Source organism: Methylobacterium sp. WL119 (assembly GCF_008039875.1).
In the GTDB taxonomy this organism is placed as follows: Bacteria; Pseudomonadota; Alphaproteobacteria; order Rhizobiales; family Beijerinckiaceae; genus Methylobacterium.
On the sequence record NZ_VRUU01000058.1, the window covers coordinates 17,127 to 31,823 of the forward strand.

Sequence of the window (14,697 nt, forward strand, 5' to 3'; positions counted from 1 at the left end):
AGGCCCGCGCCGCCTCGGCACGCGCGGCGCGGTAACCCTTCGGTAAACAAACGTCCTTAACCAAAGCTTTCGACAGAGATGCCGGACGCGGAGGCGAGGGCCATGACGACGATCATCGATTCGGCCGTGGAGAAATCGGCCGCCTCGCCGGAGGCCCTGCTGAAGGCCGCGGTCTCCGGCGCGAAGCCCGCCGAGAGCAAGGCGGCGGCGCCCGTGCCGACGGCTGCCAGGGCCGTCCGCCGGTTCGATGCGGTGACGATGGGGCTGGCGGGCGCCGCACTCGCGGTCGGCACGGTGCTCGGCGCCGGCACCGCGATCCTGGCGACGCCCCGGCCTCAGGGGACGGCGGTCGTCCTGGCCGAGATCAACGCGGCGCTCGAGGCCAACCGCTCGGAGGCGTCGCGCCTCGCCATCGCTTCCGATCGCCTCGACAAGTCGGTCGCGGCCCTCAAGGACGCTGCGGACGCCGCGCGCAGCGAGGCGAAGGCCCGCAGCGCCGCGCTGACCGAGAAGGTCGGCAAGACCGAATCCGCCCTGGTGGCGAAGATCGCCGCCCTCGGCGAGCGGATCGAGCAGGCGGAGAAGGAGCAGGGCGCCCGCCTCGCGGCGGCGGCGGCCCAAGCCGAGAAGCGCACCGTCGCGTCCGCCGCGCCGCCGGCTCCGGTCGCGAAGCCCGAGCCGGTCCAGACCGGGAGCATCCCGGACGCCAAGCCGAAGCCGGCGGTGATCGAGTCCTGGGCCGTCCGCGACGTGTACGACGGCACCGCCATGCTGGAGGATCGCCGCCGCCGCTTGGTGGAGGTCGCGATCGGCGACGCGATTCCGGGAGTCGGGCGGGTCGAAGCCGTCGAGCGGCGCGGGCGGGAATGGGTCGTGGTGACGCGTCAGGGCCTCGTCACGCCGCAGCCCTGGTAGGACGCGGCGCGCAACGCCGTCAGGTCGAGGCGATCGGCGTCTGGGTCAGCACGCCGGCGCCGACCGGGTAGCGCGGCTCGATCGTCATCGGGTCCGCCATGGCGGCGGCGCGCTCGGCGCGCTGGCGGCCATGGGTGAGGGCGCGAGTCTGCGCGATGCGCGTCGGGTGCAGGATCGCCGCGAGCAAGGCTTGGCCTTCGAACTGGGTCCCGAGGTTTTTGGCGTCGAAGACGGGCATGACCGGCCTTGCAGAGACAGCGGAGCGTCGGCACCGGCGGCCGACGAAACCTCGGCCGCACGTGAGTAACGGGGACAACCTGAACAAGTTCCGAAAGTTTCGAGAACGGAACTATTTTTTCATCATTGCATTGCAGCGCCCCGGCCATGGTGTGAAATCGCACGCCGACTTCGCCTTTCGGCAGATCTCCAGACTACGCATCCGGCGCGACGTGGCTTCGCAAGTCGTCGGCAGCCCCGCGAAATGCACCCTGCGGATGCACGGCTAATCGCGTCTCTCGGAAACGTCAGCGGGTGTCCTCGCGCAGGAGCTCGGTGTTGACCGCGAAGGCCGCCATGGCGCCCTCGGCGGCGGCGACGATCGCGAACTGCACCCGGCGCGAGGCGTCGCCGGCCACGTAGAGCCCCGGCACGTCGGTTTTCTCGTAATCGCGCGTCGGCACCACGCCGGCCTCGTTCAGGGCGCAGCCCAGCTGCCGGATGAGCTGCGAGGGCAGGCATCCCATCGGCATCAGGAACACCGCGCGGCAGGGCAGGGCGCTGCCGTCCGCGAAGGCGAGATGCGTCGGCCCCGCCTCGTCGCCGTCCAGGCGGGCGATCGGCGCCTCGACCAGCCGCACGCCGTTTCGGGCGAGGCGCGCCCGATCGTCCTCGGAGAGGTCGGTCGGATGGCCGTCGGTGCAGAGCGTGACGTTGCCGCTCCAGGCCGTCAGCTCCAGGGCGAACCCCTTCGCGACGGGGCCGTGGGCGTAGGCCGCGATCGGCCGGTCGCGTGCCTCGTAGCCGTCGCAATACGGGCAGGAATGGACGCCGGTGCCCCAGTAGCGCGCGAAGCCCTGGATCGCGGGCAGGTCCTGGTGCAGGCCGGTGGCGAGGATCAGCCGGCGGGCGGTCTCCCGGCTGCCGTCCGCGAGCGTGATCGCGAAACCGCCGTCGATCGCTCGCGCTTCCACGACCTCGGCCTCGCGCAGCGCGACGGTGTCGTAGCGCTCGAGGTCGGCGCGGGCGAGGGCGCGAAGCTCGGCCGGCGGCGTGCCATCCCGGGTGTAGACGCCCCAGGTCAGGCGAGCCGCGGCGTTGCGCGGGGTGCCGTGGTCGAGGAGCAGGACGGTGCGCCGGCAGCGCCCGAGGATGAGCGCCGCGTTGAGCCCCGCCGGCCCGCCGCCCACGATGATCACGTCGTGCATGATGACGCCGCGCCCGAGGCGCGCCTCCGGTTGCCCCTCTCGGGCTCAAGCCGGATCCGTGCGGAACGTTTCTCGGATGCGGCCACGAAAAAGGGCGCCGCGGCGCCCTTCGTCGTCGTCCGTCCGCGAAGGCCGGCTCAGGCGGCGGCGGACTTCACCGGGACGCCCTTCTCAGCGAGGAAGGTCTGCAACTCGCCCGACTGGAACATCTCGCGGGTGATGTCGCAGCCGCCAACGAACTCGCCCTTCACGTAGATCTGCGGGATGGTCGGCCAGTTGGAATAGGCCTTGATGCCGTCGCGGATGCCGGCGTCGGCCAGCACGTTCACGCCCTTGAACGGCACCTCGAGGTAGTTGAGAATCTGAACGACCTGCCCCGAGAAGCCGCATTGCGGCATGGTGGGCGTGCCCTTCATGAACACGACCACGTCCTGGGACTTGATCTCGTTCTCGATCGTTGCGTTGACGTCGCTCATGGGTTCCGATCCTCGTTCGTTTCAGCAGATCTAGTGATGGTCGGCAGGCATTTCCAATGCCGAGGCCAACCGCTTTAGCGCCCAATCCATATCGAAGCTCTTCGCCACGATCTCGTCCGGATCGAAAGGCATCGTCGCCGGCGACCCAGGGACGAGGCTGTCACCGTACATCTCGAGCGACACGGCGGCGTTCGCCTTCGCGGTGGTCCAGAGGTCTTCCCAGTCGATCCTCTGTCGCATGGAGCGCTTGTAGTTCCGGCGTGCCGTCGCCTGGTAGGCGACCACCTCGACCCGCCAGGATCGGGTCGATTGCGCGGACGGAGCCGAAAGGTACTTCGGGACAAGGACGAGGAGGATGGCACTCTCGACGCCCTGCGTCTGAGACCGTCGCAAGCCCTCGACCTCCTCGGCGATGTTCTCCCAAGCGCGCGCATTCGAGAGGTCGGGCCGAGCCGCCAGGGCGCGCAGGCTCGCCGCCTGCTGCTCGGACCAGGTCACGATGTCGTCGTCGCAGAGGCTCGGCTGGTCCATCGGCACCACCGTGGAACGGAGGCCTAATCCTGCGGGACGCCCGTCGTCAGCGCAAGGGCGTGGAGCACGCCCCCCATCCGCCCCTGGAGCGCGCCGTAGACCATCTGGTGCTGGGCAACGCGGGTCTTGCCCTTGAACGCCGCCGACAGCACCGTGGCGGCGTAGTGGTCGCCGTCGCCGGCGAGATCCTTGATCTCCACCTTGGCGTCGGGCAGGGCCTCGACGATCATCCGCTCGATCTCGCGCGCGTCCATCGGCATCGGTCGGTTCCTCGGGTCGGGGGTGTCAGGCGGCCGCCGGAAGGCTCGCCATGTAGGCCGGCAGCCAGCCTTCGTGGGCGTCGCGGAGCTCGGCGACCGATATGGTCTGCCCGCCCGGCAGGGTCAAACCGTCGCCCTCGACCACGCCGACCACCGACGCGTCGATGCCCTGCGCCGAGGCGGCGTAGAGGATGTCGGTCGCGGCCTCGGCCGGCACAGCGACGAGGTAGCGCGCCTGGTCCTCGCCGAAGAGGTAGGCGTGCGCCGGCATGCCCTCCGGCGCCTCGGGCAGCGTCGCGCCGAAGCTGCCCGCCATCGCCATCTCGGCCAACGCCACCGCGAGGCCGCCGTCGGAGAGGTCGTGCACGGTGTCGACCTGGCCCGAGGCGATGAGCCCGCGGACGAAGTCGCCGTTGCGGCGCTCGAGCGACAGGTCGACGGGCGGCGGCGCCCCCTCCTCGCGGCCCTCGATCACCGACAGGTAGATCGACTGCCCGAGCCACCCCTCGGCGGCGCCCACCAGCACCAGCACGTCGCCCTCGCGCTTCAGGGCGATGGTGGCGTGGCGCGCGACGTCGTCGAGCACGCCGACGCCGCCGATGGTCGGCGTGGGCAGGATGCCGACGCCGTTGGTCTCGTTGTAGAGCGAGACGTTGCCGGACACGACGGGGAAGTCGAGCGCCTTGCAGGCCTCGCCGATGCCCTGGAGGCAGCCGACGAGCTGGCCCATCACCTCGGGCTTCTCGGGGTTGCCGAAGTTCAGGTTGTCGGTGATCGCCAGCGGCCGCCCGCCGACGGCGGTGATGTTGCGCCACGCCTCGGCCACCGCCTGCCGGCCGCCCTCGACCGGGTCGGCCTCGCAATAGCGCGGCGTCACGTCGGCGGTGAGCGCCAGCCCGCGGGGACCGTCCTCGACGCGGACGATCGCGGCGTCGCCGCCGGGCTTCTGCACGGTGTTGCCGCCGATGAAGTGGTCGTACTGCTCGTAGACCCAGCGCTTCGAGCACAGCTCGGGCGAGCCGACGAGCCGCTTCAGCGCCTCGGTCAGGGAGGCCGGCGCCGCGACGTCCGCGGCCTGGATCTCGGGCAGGTGCGTGTTGGCGATGTGCGGCCGGTCGTAGAGCGGCGCCTCGTCGCCGAGCTCCTTGATCGGCAGGTCGGCGACGACGTCGCCGTGCCACTTCACCACGAAGCGCAGGGTGTCGGTGGTCTTGCCGATCACCGCGAAGTCGAGGCCCCACTTCACGAAGATCGCCTCGGCCTCGGCCTCCATGCCGGGCTTCAGAACCATGAGCATGCGCTCCTGGCTCTCCGACAGCATCATCTCGTAAGGGGTCATGCCGGCCTCGCGGGCGGGCACCTTCTCGATGTCGAGCTCGACGCCCAGATCCCCCTTGGCGCCCATCTCGACGGCCGAGCAGGTCAGGCCGGCAGCCCCCATGTCCTGGATCGCGATGACCGCGCCCGAGCGCATCAGCTCGAGGCAGGCCTCGAGCAGGAGCTTCTCGGCGAAGGGGTCGCCGACCTGCACGGTCGGGCGCTTCGACTCGGTCTCGGCGTCGAACTCGGCCGACGCCATGGTGGCGCCGTGGATGCCGTCGCGCCCGGTCTTCGAGCCGAGGTAGACGATCGGGTTCCCGACGCCCGAGGCCGCCGCGTAGAAGATCGCGTCGGCCTTGGCGAGGCCGACCGCCATGGCGTTGACCAGGATGTTGCCGTCGTAGCGCGGGTGGAAGCCGACCGCGCCGCCGACCGTCGGCACCCCGAAGGAGTTGCCGTAGCCGCCGATGCCGGCGACCACGCCCGAGACGAGGTGGCGCGTGCGGGGGTGGTCGGGCGAGCCGAAGCGCAGGGCGTTCAGGGCCGCGATCGGGCGCGCCCCCATGGTGAAGACGTCGCGCAGGATGCCGCCGACGCCGGTCGCCGCGCCCTGGTAGGGCTCGATGAAGCTCGGGTGGTTGTGGCTTTCCATCTTGAAGACGCAGGCGAGGCCGTCGCCGATGTCGATGACGCCGGCGTTCTCGCCCGGCCCCTGGATCACCCACGGCCCCGTCGTCGGCAATCCGCGCAGGTGCTTGCGCGACGACTTGTACGAGCAGTGCTCGTTCCACATCGCCGAGACGATGCCGAGCTCGGTCAGCGTCGGATCGCGCCCGATCAACCCGCGGAACCGTTGGTACTCGTCCGGCGTCAGGCCGTGCTGGCGGACGAGCTCGGGCGTGATCGGGACATCGTTGCGGAACATGCGGCGGTCTCGACGAAAATCCGGTCCCGATCGGAGATGGCGCCGTCGGCAAGGTCGGCGCCGGCTCGGGAGTCGCCACGGCTCTAGAGGGTAAGCGCCCGCCCTGGCAACATTCGATCACACATCCGCCCGGCCCGTCCCGGGGTCGGAGCGCTCAGGCGCGGACCGGGACGGCCGTCGCGCCGCCTTCGGACGGGCTCGCCGGCCGCGCCCCGCACCGGCGGTCGATCGCCGCGTGCACCGGCTCCGGCCCGGAGACCAGGGCGATGTAGTCGAACCCGTCCGTGTCCAGGCTCGACATCAAGAGCTGGAAGTGCATCTGGAACAGGTTGAAGCGTCGGCCTCGGATGAGACGATGCTCGATCAGGTCCTCCAGCCGGACGTAGCGCGTGGCCGGGCGCCCGCGGTCGGGCGAAGGAACGTCGGAGGCGGTCAGCGGATCGCGCAAGTGGATCGACAGCCAGTCCCAGGGCGCGCGCACGTCGAGCCAGCGGATCTGGTCGGCGGCGGCGAAGCGCGCGAGCGCCGCCCGGAACTTCACCGCGGGGCGGTCGAGGGCGATCCAGGGGATCACGCTGCCCAGCGTCACGAACGAGACCGGCGTGCCGCGGGTGCCGAAGGCGGGATCGGCCGAGAGGATCCGGTCGAGCACCTCGACCCCGAGGAAGCTCGACGAGGAATGGCCGATCACCACGACCTCGTCGGCGGTGCCCTCGGCGGCGGCGATGCGCGCGGCCATGGCGTCGAGGCGCTCGGGCATCCGGGCTTCGCGGCCGGCCGCGTGGTCGTGGGTGAAGGCAGTGTCGTCGACGAGGTGGGCGCAGTAGAACGGCTTGCCGCGGGTGATCGCCATGATCCCGGCCAGGATCGCGTAGGCCGCGACCGGTACCGCGAGCCACGACCACGGCCGCCAGTCGGCCGGCAGCGCCAGCGGCAGCAGCGCGGCGAGCCCGAGGCTCAACGCCACGAACACCAGGAACAGGTACTGGACGCCGAAGATCACCATGGCGAAGCTGCGCCCCTCGCGGCGCAGGCGCCGTTCGTAGCCCGAGCGCCTGAGCCGCCACAGCAGGGCCGGCACCGTGAGGAGGCGCCGCCAGTTGGGGCGCGGGAAGCGCGCACGCACGATGTCGTCCCAGCGCAGCAGGCCGTAGCGCGTGCGGGTGCCCCCCGATTCGACGGTCCAGTCGAGGCTGAGGCGGTCGGCGCTGCGCGACGGGTCGCTCACCGCGATGTCGAGCCCGCGGCGCGCGGCCGTCAGCCGGCTCTCGCGACGGAAGAGGCCCCAGTAGGTCTCGGGCTGGCGCGGATCGAAGCCGGGCAGGTAGAAGACCTGGCGCGTGACCACCTCTTGCGGATCGGCGGTGGGCGTGTCGCTGAATCGGGTGATGACGGAGCGTTCCGGCGCTGTTGCTGTCGAAGGATGCCGGCTCCCTACACGACGGCACGCCCCGGAGACGAGCGAAAAGACGCCGGCGTTATGACCCGCTGAGAAACTCGGGGGGCACCGCAAAGGGTGGCTTTCGGCCTGTCCGCTTCCGGGCAACGGATCGATCGAGGCGGACATCGCCACCCCGCCCGCTCACGGTTGAGAGCGGAGAAGGCCGAGCCGCAGCGCGCGGGCGGCAGATTGTCCGCCGCCCCGCCTGCCTTGGCGTCCATCCCAGACTGTACAAAAGTCGAATGGCACCCAAGCGGTCATACGTATCCGATGGGGGTTGGCCGGACCGAGGAAGTTCACCGGGCTTGGGTCGGTCCGCGAAAGCCGCTGCTTCAACCGCAAACACCCGGCAGTGGGCCACGGCGATGCCGTAGGACGCCTTCTCGCGGTCAAGGTTCGCTTCCCGCGCGGAATTGCGTTTGCTCGACCACCACGGATGGCTGCGTCGAAGGAGCGCCCACGGCTCTCCGCACGTCTGGCGTGGGTCGCGAGAAGCTTGTCGAGCGAGCCTACAAGCTGAGACGTCGCCGATGCCGGCTCCGCCCGTCACGCCGCCGGGGGATGCGCCAGGAACTCGGCGATCGCGGCGACGAACCTTTCGCCGTAGGCCTCGCGCTTGCGCTCGCCGACGCCGTGGACGGTGCGCAGCGCGTAGAGATCCACCGGCTTGCCCTTGGCCATCTCGATCAGCGTCCGATCGGGAAACACCATGAAGGCGGCGATGTTGTCGGCGCGCGCGATGGTGGCGCGCAGGCCGCGCAGGTGCTGGAACAGGGCCTCGTCGGCCGGGCTCAGGTCGTCCGAGCCGGCGTCGCGCACGGCGCCCGCGCGGCGGCGCTCGCGCGGCTCGGCCGATTTCGGCTCCGGGTCGGGGCGGAGCTGCACCGGCTCGCGGCCGAACAGGATCGCCTCGCCCTTGTCGGTCATGGTGAGGCCGCCGTAGCCGTCGGTGTTCTCGGCCACCGCGCCGGCGGCGAAGAGCTGGCGCAGGATCGCGCGCCACGCGGCGACCGGCTTGTCGGCGCCGACGCCGAAGGTTTTGAGCTGCTCGTGGCCGTTGCGGCGGATCGGCTCGCTCACCTTGCCGTGGACCACGTCGCAGACATAGGCCGCGCCGTAGCGCTGCCCGGTGCGCACGATCGCCGAGAGGATCTTCTGGGCCGGGACCGTGCCGTCGACGAGCGTGACGCCGCCGCGGCAGAGGTCGCACCGGCCGCAATGGCCGCTGGCCTCGTCGAAGTAGGCGAGCAGCGATTGCCGGCGGCAGGCCGCGCCTTCGCACAGCGCGATCATCGCCTCGAGCTTGCGCCGCTCGACGCGGCGGCGCTCGTCCGGCACCTCCTTCTCGTCGATCTGGCGGCGGCGCAGGGCCATGTCGTCGAGGCCGTAGAGAGTCAGCGTGTCGGCGGGCAGCCCGTCGCGGCCGGCGCGGCCGATCTCCTGGTAGTAGCCCTCGACGTTGCCCGGCATGTCGGCGTGGCAGACGAAGCGCACGTCGGGCTTGTTGATGCCCATGCCGAAGGCCACCGTCGCGGTCATCACGACGCCGTCCTCCTGCAGGAAGGTGTCCTGGTTGCGCATGCGCGTGCCCTGGTCGAGCCCGGCATGGTAGGGATACGCGTTGAAGCCGTCCTTCTTCAGGCTCTCGGCCAGCTGCTCGGTGCGCTTGCGCGACGAGCAGTAGATGATCCCGCTCTCGGAGCGGCGGTGCTTCAGGAAGCGCTCGATCTGCCGGGTCGGGTTGTCCTTGGCGGCGAAGGTTAGGCCGATGTTCGGCCGGTCGAAGGAGTGGACGAAGGTCTTGAGGTCGCGCCCTTGGGGAAACAGGCGCTCGGCGATCTCGGCCCGCGTCGCCTTGTCGGCGGTGGCCGTCAGCGCCACGGTCTGGACGTCGCCGAGCGCCTCACGGGCGCGGGACAGCGCGCGATATTCGGGGCGGAAGTCGTGGCCCCATTGCGAGACGCAATGCGCCTCGTCGACCGCGAGCCGGCGGACGCCCGCGCCGCGCAGCGCGTCCATGCAGCCGTCCATCAGCAGGCGCTCGGGCGAGACGAAGAGCAGCCGCAGCTCGTTCGCGCGGATCATCCGCCAGGTCTCGCGCGAGACAGATTCGGCCACCGACGAGTTCAGGGTCGCTGCCGCGACGCCGAAGCCACGCATCTGCTGCACCTGGTCGTGCATCAGCGCGATCAGCGGCGAGACCACGACGGTGAGCGAATCCTCCACCAGCGCCGGCAGCTGGTAGGTCATCGACTTGCCCGAGCCCGTCGGCATCACCGCGAACACGTCCGCGCCCGAGAGCACCGCCTCGATCACCTCGTCCTGGCCGGGTCGGAAATCGTCGTAGCCGAAGGTGGTCTTGAGGGCGCGCCGCGCATCGTCGAGTCGTGAGGTCATGCCTGTCCCAGGTGAAACCACGGCTTGCCGCCGGGGTGCGTATACACTAACAGCAGATTGTCTACACGGAGGCGCGCGATGCCGCTGAACATCCGAAGCGAGGAGGTGAACCGCCTCGCCGACAAACTGGCGGCCCTCGCCCGGGTCAGCAAGACCGAGGCGGTGAAGATCGCGCTGGCCAACGAACTGGAGCGGCGGGATCGCGCCCTACCGCTGGCCGAACGGTTGCGGCCCCTGCTCGATGAGATCGCCGCCGTACCGCGAACGGGTCTGGAGGCCGACAAGGCCTTCTACGACGGCCTGAACGACGAGTGATGTTCGTCGATGCCTCTGCCATGGTCGCGATCATGAGCGCAGAGCCGCCAGCGGCGGCGTTGATCCGGTGCCTCGACCAAGCCGAAGCACCGATCACCTCGGCGCTTGCCGTCTTCGAGACCGTCATGGCCCTCTCGCGAAAGTTGAGTCAGGACGTCGCGAACTCCGAATCGCAGATCGAACGGTTCCTTCTGGCCGCCGGCATCCGATTGGTGCCGATCGCCGCGGCGGAAAGCCACGAAGCCCTCGCCGCGCATGCACGCTACGGCAAGGGCCGCGGGCATCCGGCACAGCTCAATCTGGGCGACTGCTTCGCCTATGCCTGCGCTCAGGTCCACGACGTTCCCCTGCTCTTCGTCGGCGACGACTTTCCGCAGACCGACATTCGCTCGGCGATGGCTTGAGGGTCAGCGCGCGACGATGGCGACGGCGGCGCCGGCCATGACCGTTCCGGCCCCACGATTGATCGCGCGACGGGCGCGAGACGACGTGAAGACCCGGCGCGCGCGGGCCGCGGCGAGCACATAGGCCGCCAGCACCGCACTCAGCACGACGACGATCGTCGCCGCGATCTCCGCGATGCCCAGCGGCGTGAGATGATCGAGGTCGACGACAGTCGGCAGCAGGGCCAGGAAGAACAGGATCACCTTCGGGTTGCCCAAAGTGAGGGTCAGTCCGCCGAGAAACAGGCGAACGGCGCCGTGTCCGGCCATGGGCGCGGCTTCGACCGCGTCGGTGCGGGCGGTCCAGGCTCCCCAGGCGAGATACGCGAGATAGATCGCGCCGGCGTATTTCAGGACGACGAATCCGATCGCGAAGGTCTGCGCCACCATGGCAAGGCCCGCCACCGTCAGCGAGAACCAGATGAGATCGCCCGCGACGAACCCCGCCGCGAAGCCGATGATCCCCGGCGTCCCCCGCGCCAGCACCCGCGCCACGAGCGCGGCGATGCCCGGGCCGGGCGCGGCGACGGCGATGGCATAGACGGCGGCGAAGAAGGCGAGGCTGGACAGCGGCATCGTGGTCACGACGGTCGAGATCAGGGCCGCGCGATGCGCCCGTCGGCGATGCCGATCACATCGGCCCGCCCGCCGAGCTCGGCGAACATCGCCGCGTCGGCCCCGGTCATGAACACCTGCCCCGGTAACGCGTCGAGCGCCGCGAACAGGCCGGCGCGGCGGCGGGGGTCGAGGTGGGCGGCGACCTCGTCGAGGAGGATCAGCGGCGCGATCCCGCTCATCGCCCGCACCAGCTTGGCATGGGCGAGCACGAGGCCGATCAGCAGCGCCTTCTGCTCGCCGGTCGAGGCGGTGGCGGCCGGCACGTCCTTCGGGCCGTGGCGGACCACGAGGTCGCTGGTCTGGGGGCCCGACAGCGTGCGCCCGGCGGCGCGGTCGCGCGGGCGCCCCCGGGCGAGGGCGAGGCGGAAGCGGTCCTCCGCCTCGAGCGCCGGCCAGACCGCGACGAGGTCGTCGAGGTCGCCCTCCAGGCGCAGGGCCGCCCAGGGAAACGGCTGCGCGTCGTCGCGGGTCTCGTGGATCAGGCGATCCAGTCGCTCGGTGGTCTCGCGGCGGGCGAGCGCGACGGCGACGCCGAGCTCGGCGACCTCGCGCTCGATCGCGTCGAGCCAGCGGCCGTCGTTCGGGCGCTCCTCCAGCAGGCGGTTGCGCGAGCGCAGCGCCCGCTCCATCGCCGAGACGCGGGCGCCGTGGCCGGAATCGACCGCGAGCACGAGCCGGTCGAGGAAGCGGCGGCGGTCGCCGCCCGGCCCGCGGAACAGCCCGTCGAGGTCCGGCGTCAGCCAGACCACGCGCAGGAACTCCGAGAAGGCGACCGGGGAGGGCGCGCCGGCCCCGTCGATCCGGCAGAGCCGGCTGATGCGGCCGTCGAAGCCCGGCGGCTCGCATCCGGTCCCGAGGCGGTGCTCCGCCCCGTCGCGCGCCAGCGTCACCGAGACGGCGAACCCGCCGGGGCCGTCCTCGCGCGCCATCGCCGAGAACTCGGCCCGCCGCAGTCCGCGGCCGGGCGCGAACAGCGAGATCGCCTCCAGGATGTTGGTCTTGCCCGCCCCGTTCTCGCCGACGAGCGCGACGAAGCGGTCCGACAGCGGTAGGTCGAGATCGGCGTGGTTGCGGAAGTCGCGGGCGGTCAGGCGGGTGAGGCGCTGCACATCCGCATCATCCGTCTCGTTCGATGGCCCACCCGAGTGCGAAACCGGTGCCTCGCTCACACCCGCATCGGCATCAGCACGTACAGCGCCGAGGCGCCCTCGCGGTCCTGGATCAGGGTCGGGGAGCCCGGGTCGGCGAGCTTGAACAGGGCGGTGTCGCCCTCGAGCTGGCCGGTGATGTCGAGGAGGTAGCGGGCATTGAAGCCGATATCGAGGCCGGCGGCCTCGTAGTCGACGTCGAGCTCCTCCGTCGCGCTGCCCGAATCCGGGTTGTTGACCGAGAGCGAGAGGCGGCCCTCCTGCAGGCCGAGCTTCACCGCCCGGCCGCGCTCCGACGAGATCGTCGAGACCCGGTCCACCGCCCGCGCGAAGGATTCGCGCTCGACGGTGAGGCGCTTGTCGTTTCCGGCCGGGATGACGCGCTGGTAGTCGGGGAAGGTGCCGTCGATCAGCTTGGAGATCAGCGTCACGCCGGAGGCGAAGCGCAGGCGGATCTTGGCGGGCGAGAGGTCGATGGCGACGCTGTCGCCGCCGTCGTCGACGAGCTTCTGGATCTCGGCGACCGCCTTGCGCGGCACGATGATGCCCGGCATGCCGGCACTTCCCTCCGGCGCGTCGATCTCGACGCGGGCGAGCCGGTGACCGTCGGTGGCGACCGCGCGCAGCTTCAGCCCCTCCGCCTCGATGGTGTGGAGATAGATGCCGTTGAGGTAGTAGCGCGTCTCCTCGGTCGAGATCGCGAACTGGGTCTTCTCGATCAGGCGCTTGAGGTCGGCGGCCGCGATGCCGAAGCTGTGCGGCAGCTCGCCCGCGGCGAGGTCCGGGAAGTCGCCTTCCGGCAGGGCGCCGAGCGCGAAGCGCGAGCGGCCGGAGCGGATCGTCATCTGGCCGGACTCGCCGCCGGTCTCGAGCGAGACTTGCGCGCCCTCGGGGAGCTTGCGCACGATGTCGTAGATCACGTGGGCCGGCACGGTGGTGGCGCCCGGATCCGAGACGTCGGCCGGCACGGTCTCGGTCACCTCGATGTCGAGGTCGGTCGCCCGCAGCTGGAGGCCGCCGCCGGTGGCACGCAGCAGCACGTTCGACAGGATCGGGATCGTGTTGCGCCGCTCCACGACGCGGTGCACGTGGCCGAGCGACCGTAGGAGGGCCGCACGCTCGACAGTGACTCTCATCGCAGTACTCTGAATGCTCGAAGGACCGTGCTCGAACGCCGCCGCGGCCGGCGGGTTCGGAGTTTGGCCGTTCAGCTTGGCGAAGCGGCGGCGCGAAGGCAAGGGCGCGATTCGTCCCTCGCACAGGGCGATCGGGGGCGGGACGGGCCGACGACCCGCCCCGCGCGTCCCGCCCCGCGAGAGGGGAGGGACGGAGCAGGATCAATCCTGCAGCATGCGCTTCAGGAGCTCGACCTCGTCGCCGAGAACCGCGTCCTCGCCGATCAGCTTCTCGATCTTGCGCACGGCGTGGAGCACCGTGGTGTGGTCGCGCCCCCCGAAGCGGCGGCCGATCTCGGGCAGCGAGCGCAGGGTCAGCACCTTCGACAGGTACATCGCGATCTGGCGCGGCTTCACCACCGCGGCGGTGCGGCGCTCGCTGAGGATGTCGGAGCGCGAGACGTTGTAGCGCGAGGCGACGAGCTTCTGGATGTCCTCGATCTTGATCCGCTTCGGCTCGCGGTTCTTCACGAGGTCGCGGATCGCGGTCTCGGCCGTCTCCATGGTCACGGCGGTGCCGGTGAGCGTGGCATGGGCCAGCAGGCGGTTCACGGCGCCCTCGAGGTCGCGGCCGTTGGCCGTGATCGCGCGGGCCACGTAGGTCGCCACCGCCGGCGAGACCTCAAAGCTCGGATGCGCCACCCGCACGGCGGCGAGCCGCGCGGAGAGGATCGAGGCGCGCAGCTGCTCGTCCAGCATCCCGATCTCGACCACGAGGCCGCCGGCCAGGCGCGAGCGGACGCGCTCGTCGAGCGCCTCGAGCTCCGTCGGCGGCCGGTCGGAGGCGACGACGACCTGACGGCCGGCATCGATCAGCGCGTTGATGGTGTGGCCGAACTCGGCCTGGATCGACTTGCCCTGGATGAACTGCACGTCGTCGAGGATCAGCAGGTCGATGCCGCGGAGGCGCTCCTTAAAGGCGAGCGCGTTCTGGGTCTTCAGGGCGTTGACGAAGCCGTACATGAAGCGGTCGGCCGTGAGGTAGATCACCCGGCGTCCGGCCTCGCGGGCGGCGTGGCCGATGCCGTGCAGCAGGTGGGTCTTCCCCAGGCCGACGCCGGCATGGAAGTAGAGCGGGTTGTAGAGCGCACCCTCGCCGTCGTGGCGGGCGACGCGGTCGGCGGCGGCATGCGCCAGGGAGTTCGAGCGGCCGAGCAGGAAGTTCGCGAAGGTGAGCCGCGCGTCGAGGGGCGCGCCGTTGAGCTCGCCGGCGATCTCGGCCCGCATGTCGGGCGCCGGGGTCGTCGGCATCGGGGCGGGCGTGCCGGCGGCGTGGAGGCGGGCGAGCGGGCCGCTGGTCGGGCCGGGC

The 14,697-nt window shown here is 71.0% G+C and carries 15 protein-coding genes; 3 read left to right on the plus strand and 12 right to left on the minus strand.

Going from position 1 to position 14,697, the window contains the following annotated elements; translation table 11 throughout:
• The first annotated feature begins 102 nt into the window (after positions 1–102).
• Positions 103–915 carry a hypothetical protein gene (locus FV227_RS18895; RefSeq protein WP_147727607.1) on the plus strand — a complete coding sequence of 271 codons (813 nt, stop codon included), beginning with the start codon at positions 103–105 and terminating at the stop codon, positions 913–915.
• Between the two features lie 19 nt (positions 916–934).
• Here FV227_RS18895 and FV227_RS18900 read toward each other — a convergent pair whose 3' ends face one another.
• The 8 genes from FV227_RS18900 to recQ form a co-directional block, all read right to left on the minus strand.
• Complete coding sequence (locus FV227_RS18900) at positions 935–1,153, minus strand: hypothetical protein (RefSeq protein WP_147842991.1); 219 nt, start codon at positions 1,151–1,153, stop codon at positions 935–937.
• Positions 1,154–1,439: 286 nt separating this feature from the next.
• Positions 1,440–2,339: an NAD(P)/FAD-dependent oxidoreductase gene (locus FV227_RS18905; protein ID WP_147727609.1), complete on the minus strand. Its 900-nt coding sequence runs from the start codon at positions 2,337–2,339 to the stop codon at positions 1,440–1,442.
• A gap of 137 nt (positions 2,340–2,476) precedes the next feature.
• Positions 2,477–2,815, minus strand: a complete 339-nt coding sequence (grxD, locus tag FV227_RS18910; protein ID WP_147727610.1) for a Grx4 family monothiol glutaredoxin — start codon at positions 2,813–2,815, stop codon at positions 2,477–2,479.
• A gap of 30 nt (positions 2,816–2,845) precedes the next feature.
• On the minus strand, positions 2,846–3,346 hold the full coding sequence (locus FV227_RS18915) for a DUF29 family protein (RefSeq protein ID WP_147727611.1): 501 nt from the start codon (positions 3,344–3,346) through the stop codon (positions 2,846–2,848).
• Between the two features lie 23 nt (positions 3,347–3,369).
• Positions 3,370–3,606 carry a BolA family transcriptional regulator gene (locus FV227_RS18920; RefSeq protein ID WP_147727612.1) on the minus strand — a complete coding sequence of 79 codons (237 nt, stop codon included), beginning with the start codon at positions 3,604–3,606 and terminating at the stop codon, positions 3,370–3,372.
• A 25-nt stretch (positions 3,607–3,631) separates the two neighbouring features.
• Positions 3,632–5,851 carry a phosphoribosylformylglycinamidine synthase subunit PurL gene (gene purL / locus FV227_RS18925; RefSeq protein ID WP_147727613.1) on the minus strand — a complete coding sequence of 740 codons (2,220 nt, stop codon included), beginning with the start codon at positions 5,849–5,851 and terminating at the stop codon, positions 3,632–3,634.
• A 154-nt stretch (positions 5,852–6,005) separates the two neighbouring features.
• Positions 6,006–7,199 carry a hydrolase gene (locus FV227_RS18930; protein WP_147859670.1) on the minus strand — a complete coding sequence of 398 codons (1,194 nt, stop codon included), beginning with the start codon at positions 7,197–7,199 and terminating at the stop codon, positions 6,006–6,008.
• A 639-nt stretch (positions 7,200–7,838) separates the two neighbouring features.
• Positions 7,839–9,689 (minus strand): DNA helicase RecQ, encoded by a 1,851-nt coding sequence (gene recQ, locus FV227_RS18935; protein ID WP_147859671.1) that lies wholly within the window; start codon positions 9,687–9,689, stop codon positions 7,839–7,841.
• A gap of 78 nt (positions 9,690–9,767) precedes the next feature.
• On the opposite strand from recQ, the gene FV227_RS18940 reads away from it, so the two are divergent.
• Complete coding sequence (locus FV227_RS18940) at positions 9,768–10,004, plus strand: type II toxin-antitoxin system VapB family antitoxin (RefSeq protein ID WP_147729277.1); 237 nt, start codon at positions 9,768–9,770, stop codon at positions 10,002–10,004.
• Positions 10,004–10,408 (plus strand): type II toxin-antitoxin system VapC family toxin, encoded by a 405-nt coding sequence (locus FV227_RS18945; protein WP_147729276.1) that lies wholly within the window; start codon positions 10,004–10,006, stop codon positions 10,406–10,408. The genes FV227_RS18940 and FV227_RS18945 overlap by 1 nt, the downstream gene beginning before the upstream one ends.
• Before the next feature lie 3 nt (positions 10,409–10,411).
• Here the strand turns inward: FV227_RS18945 and FV227_RS18950 are convergent, their stop codons facing one another.
• From FV227_RS18950 to dnaA, 4 genes are all read right to left on the minus strand, one after another.
• Positions 10,412–11,023: a LysE family translocator gene (locus FV227_RS18950; RefSeq protein ID WP_147729279.1), complete on the minus strand. Its 612-nt coding sequence runs from the start codon at positions 11,021–11,023 to the stop codon at positions 10,412–10,414.
• 20 nt (positions 11,024–11,043) lie between these two features.
• Complete coding sequence (gene recF, locus FV227_RS18955) at positions 11,044–12,174, minus strand: DNA replication/repair protein RecF (protein ID WP_147859672.1); 1,131 nt, start codon at positions 12,172–12,174, stop codon at positions 11,044–11,046.
• 56 nt (positions 12,175–12,230) lie between these two features.
• Positions 12,231–13,349 carry a DNA polymerase III subunit beta gene (dnaN, locus tag FV227_RS18960; protein WP_147729331.1) on the minus strand — a complete coding sequence of 373 codons (1,119 nt, stop codon included), beginning with the start codon at positions 13,347–13,349 and terminating at the stop codon, positions 12,231–12,233.
• Between the two features lie 201 nt (positions 13,350–13,550).
• Positions 13,551–14,697, minus strand: a 1,147-nt coding sequence (dnaA, locus tag FV227_RS18965) for a chromosomal replication initiator protein DnaA (protein ID WP_147859673.1), incomplete at its 5' end; no start/stop codon positions are given.

What these genes read in the sequence shown, in the direction of transcription:
- FV227_RS18895 (WP_147727607.1), top strand. Translation starts at nt 103, where the DNA reads ATGACGACGATCATCGATTCGGCCGTGGAGAAATCGGCCGCCTCGCCG.
- FV227_RS18900 (WP_147842991.1), bottom strand. Translation starts at nt 1,153, where the DNA reads ATGCCCGTCTTCGACGCCAAAAACCTCGGGACCCAGTTCGAAGGCCAA.
- FV227_RS18905 (WP_147727609.1), bottom strand. Translation starts at nt 2,339, where the DNA reads ATGCACGACGTGATCATCGTGGGCGGCGGGCCGGCGGGGCTCAACGCG.
- grxD (WP_147727610.1), bottom strand. Translation starts at nt 2,815, where the DNA reads ATGAGCGACGTCAACGCAACGATCGAGAACGAGATCAAGTCCCAGGAC.
- FV227_RS18915 (WP_147727611.1), bottom strand. Translation starts at nt 3,346, where the DNA reads ATGGACCAGCCGAGCCTCTGCGACGACGACATCGTGACCTGGTCCGAG.
- FV227_RS18920 (WP_147727612.1), bottom strand. Translation starts at nt 3,606, where the DNA reads ATGCCGATGGACGCGCGCGAGATCGAGCGGATGATCGTCGAGGCCCTG.
- purL (WP_147727613.1), bottom strand. Translation starts at nt 5,851, where the DNA reads ATGTTCCGCAACGATGTCCCGATCACGCCCGAGCTCGTCCGCCAGCAC.
- recQ (WP_147859671.1), bottom strand. Translation starts at nt 9,689, where the DNA reads ATGACCTCACGACTCGACGATGCGCGGCGCGCCCTCAAGACCACCTTC.
- FV227_RS18940 (WP_147729277.1), top strand. Translation starts at nt 9,768, where the DNA reads ATGCCGCTGAACATCCGAAGCGAGGAGGTGAACCGCCTCGCCGACAAA.
- FV227_RS18945 (WP_147729276.1), top strand. Translation starts at nt 10,004, where the DNA reads ATGTTCGTCGATGCCTCTGCCATGGTCGCGATCATGAGCGCAGAGCCG.
- FV227_RS18950 (WP_147729279.1), bottom strand. Translation starts at nt 11,023, where the DNA reads ATGCCGCTGTCCAGCCTCGCCTTCTTCGCCGCCGTCTATGCCATCGCC.
- dnaN (WP_147729331.1), bottom strand. Translation starts at nt 13,349, where the DNA reads ATGAGAGTCACTGTCGAGCGTGCGGCCCTCCTACGGTCGCTCGGCCAC.